This window comes from Amycolatopsis sp. SID8362 (assembly GCF_010550475.1).
In the GTDB taxonomy this organism is placed as follows: Bacteria; Actinomycetota; Actinomycetes; order Mycobacteriales; family Pseudonocardiaceae; genus Amycolatopsis; species Amycolatopsis eburnea.
Genome location: NZ_JAAGNB010001566.1, coordinates 1 through 3,173 on the forward strand (window position 1 = coordinate 1; position 3,173 = coordinate 3,173).

A 3,173-nucleotide genomic window follows, 5' to 3' on the forward strand; every position below is an offset into this window, starting at 1 on the left:
TTGCGCGTCGTCCTCCCCCGGTCCGCCATGCGGGTCAGCCCTCGGCGCTGAACCGCGGGAAGGCCAGCTCGCCGGCGTACCGGGCGGCGTCACCGAGGGTCTCCTCGATGCGCAGCAGCTGGTTGTACTTGGCGATCCGCTCGCCGCGGGCCGGGGCACCGGTCTTGATCTGGCCGACGCCGGTGGCGACCGCCAGGTCCGCGATGAACGTGTCCTCGGTCTCGCCGGAGCGGTGGCTCATCATCGACTTGTAGCCGAACGACGTGGCCAGCGAGATCGCGTCGAGCGTCTCGGACAGGGTGCCGATCTGGTTGACCTTCACCAGCAGCGCGTTGGCGGCGCGGCGGGTGATGCCCTCCTCGAGGCGGTCCGGGTTGGTGACGAACAGGTCGTCGCCGACGATCTGGACCTTCTCGCCGACCTCGGCGGTCAGGGTGACCCAGCCGTCCCAGTCGTCCTCGCTCAGCGGGTCCTCGATGGACACGAGCGGGTAGTCGCGCAGCAGTTCGGCGTAGTAGGCCGACATCTGCTCGGCGCTCTTCTTGCTGCCTTCGAAGGTGTACGCGCCGTCGGCGAAGAACTCCGTCGCGGCGACGTCCAGCGCGAGCGCCACGTCGCGGCCCGGCGTGTAGCCGGCCTTCTCGATGGCCTGCAGGATCAGGTCGAGCGCCTCGCGGTTGTTCGCCAGGTTCGGCGCGAAGCCGCCTTCGTCGCCGAGGCCGGTGGACAGGCCGCGGCCCTTCAGGACCGACTTCAGCGAGTGGTAGACCTCGGCGCCCCAGCGCAGGGCCTCGCGGAAGGTCTCCGCGCCGATCGGCGCGATCATGAACTCCTGCACGTCGACGTTGCTGTCCGCGTGCGAACCACCGTTGAGGATGTTCAGCATCGGAACGGGCAGCACGTGCGCGTTCGGCCCGCCCAGGTAGCGGAACAGCTCCAGCTCGGCCGACTCGGCGGCGGCCTTCGCGACGGCCAGCGAGACGCCGAGGATGGCGTTCGCGCCGAGGCGGGACTTCGCCGGCGTGCCGTCGAGGTCGACCAGCTTCTGGTCGACGATCCGCTGGTCGACGGCTTCGATGCCGACCATCTCCGGGCCGATCTCGTCGAGCACCGCGGCGACCGCGCGCTCGACGCCCTTGCCGTTGTAGCGGCCGGTGTCGCCGTCCCGCAGCTCGACCGCTTCGTGCTCACCGGTCGACGCACCCGACGGGACCGCGGCCCGCGCCAGGGTGCCGTCGTCGAGAGCCACCTCCACCTCGACCGTCGGGTTGCCGCGCGAGTCCAGAATCTCGCGCGCGCCTACCTGCTCGATGAGAGCCACGCCATGCTCCTCGGTGCGTCGTGCCTGCGGGTTCGTGCCCAGCCTAGCCGTCGCCGCAGTTCACCCGTTGGAGGCACGGCCGGTCACTCACCCGTCGGTGCGGATCGCCTGCCAGCCCGGCGGCAGCTCCACGGTCTCGGACGTCTGCTGCCAGAACGTCCAGCTGTTGCCGCCGAGATCGGCGACGGTGAAGACCCGGGCGCCGTAGGGCTGGTCCTGCGGCGGGTCCAGCTCACCCTCGTCCCCGAGCGCGGCCTCGATCCGCCCGAAGTGCTCGTCGACGTCGTCGACGTAGACGATGTTGAGCTGGCCGACCGGCCCGTCGACGCCCTTGGCCTGCCAGTAGTCCGCCCCGACGCCGGCGATCTGGACCTTCGCGTCGCCGACGCGGAGCGTCGCCTGGAAGACCTCGCCCGCCGCGTCGCAGAAGCGGACTTCCTCGGTGAACCCGAAGACCCTGGTCAGCCAGGCGAGGGCCGCCGTGGCGTCGGCGTAGTAGAGGTAGGGCGCCAGGCCCCGGTACCCGCTGCTCATGGCGGGACAGTCCATCACGTCCCGTTCGGCGGCGTGTGCAACCCCCTCCTCCGGGGTAACGTGGGAGTGACCATGACGGACGCCGCAGCTGCTTCGCAGCCTCCCGAAGAGTCGCGGTTCCACGCCTTCCGCCAGGCCGAAGACCTGGTCGCGCGCCGCCGTCCGCTGGACGCGCTGAAGGTGCTCCAGCCCTTGCTGGACTCCGAGGACGACAAGCCGTCGGTCCACCTGCTGGCCGGGCGCGCGTACTTCCACTCCGCTCAGTTGCGGCGCGCCGAGCACGCGTTCACCCGGGTGCTGGAACTGGATCCGACCGACCACTACGCACGGTTCATCCTGGGCCGGACCCTGCAGCGCCTCGGCCGGTTCGTCGAGGCGCTGGCGCAGATCCGGATGGCGTCGGCGATGAACCCGGTGCCCGAGTACCTCGAAGCGGCGAGCGAGGTCAAGGCGCGCATCGCGCTGCGCGACGTCTGAGACCAGGGCCGTTCGGCCCCTCGGCGATCAGACTTTCGGCCGATCGACGCAGGCCCGACGGCCGATCCGCGCACCCCCTCCCGGCGGCGAAGCTGGTTCCAGACCGGAACAGGGAGGAACCAAGATGTCGATCTTCACCACGTTGGGTGCGTACGCCGGGGTGCTGCTGCTGGTACTGATGGCCGTCACGCCGTTCTTCGCCGACCGCGAGCTTTAAGGCGCGACACTCGCTTCGGCGTAGGCGTCCGCCGCGCTGAAGACGTCCTGGCCGTAGGCGACCGCCTGGTTGTAGAACAGGATCGCCCGCCACCAGCCGGCCGGGGTGCCGAGGTCGTCGCCGCCCGAACAGAGGAAGCGGGCCGCCGTGAAGGCCGCGTCGTCGACGTTCTGCGGGTCCGGCGCGCCGCCGTCGCCGTTCGCCCGCTCCTGGTACTTCTTCCACGTCGACGGCAGGAACTGCATCGGACCGATCGCGTGGTCCCACGCCTTGTCGCCGTCGAGCTTGCCGCCGTCGGAGTCGTGCACCGCCGGGACGCCCGGCGAGCCGTCCAGCGGCGGGCCGACCACCGGTTTCACCAGGCGGCCGCTCGCCGCGATCGCCGCGAGGTCGAAGTCGCCGCGCTCGGTCTCGACCCGGCCGATGCCCGCCAGCGTCGCCCACGAGAGGTGACACGTCGGCTTCTGGCGCTGCATCCACATTTCCGCCCGGCCGTACGCGGCGAGCACGCGCGCGGGGATGTGCGTCTTGTCCGCGACGCGGGTCGCCCACGCGTCCAGCTCGGCCTGGTCCGACACCTGCGGCCGGTCGACCGGGGCGGCGAGGCCGGCCCGCGGCGCTTCG

4 protein-coding genes are annotated in these 3,173 nt (G+C 71.2%); 1 reads left to right on the forward strand and 3 read right to left on the reverse strand.

Annotated features, from left to right (window positions below; genetic code table 11):
• Window positions 1-34: 34 nt before the first annotated feature.
• Both eno and G3I65_RS48525 read right to left on the reverse strand, forming a co-directional pair.
• Window positions 35-1,321, reverse strand: coding sequence for a phosphopyruvate hydratase (eno, locus tag G3I65_RS48520; protein WP_086865093.1), 1,287 nt, complete (start codon window positions 1,319-1,321; stop codon window positions 35-37).
• An 87-nt stretch (window positions 1,322-1,408) separates the two neighbouring features.
• On the reverse strand, window positions 1,409-1,855 hold the full coding sequence (locus tag G3I65_RS48525) for a glyoxalase/bleomycin resistance/extradiol dioxygenase family protein (protein WP_125312555.1): 447 nt from the start codon (window positions 1,853-1,855) through the stop codon (window positions 1,409-1,411).
• 72 nt (window positions 1,856-1,927) lie between these two features.
• Between G3I65_RS48525 and G3I65_RS48530 the strand changes: the two genes are divergently transcribed.
• Window positions 1,928-2,332 carry a tetratricopeptide repeat protein gene (locus tag G3I65_RS48530; protein ID WP_163046883.1) on the forward strand — a complete coding sequence of 135 codons (405 nt, stop codon included), beginning with the start codon at window positions 1,928-1,930 and terminating at the stop codon, window positions 2,330-2,332.
• A 213-nt stretch (window positions 2,333-2,545) separates the two neighbouring features.
• Here the strand turns inward: G3I65_RS48530 and G3I65_RS48535 are convergent.
• The coding region (locus tag G3I65_RS48535; RefSeq protein WP_160702311.1) for a murein transglycosylase at window positions 2,546-3,173 on the reverse strand (628 nt) is incomplete at its 5' end.

Bases quoted from the DNA above. Each gene is read 5' to 3' on its own strand.
- G3I65_RS48525 (WP_125312555.1), bottom strand. From the start codon at position 1,855: ATGAGCAGCGGGTACCGGGGCCTGGCGCCCTACCTCTACTACGCCGAC.
- G3I65_RS48530 (WP_163046883.1), top strand. From the start codon at position 1,928: ATGACGGACGCCGCAGCTGCTTCGCAGCCTCCCGAAGAGTCGCGGTTC.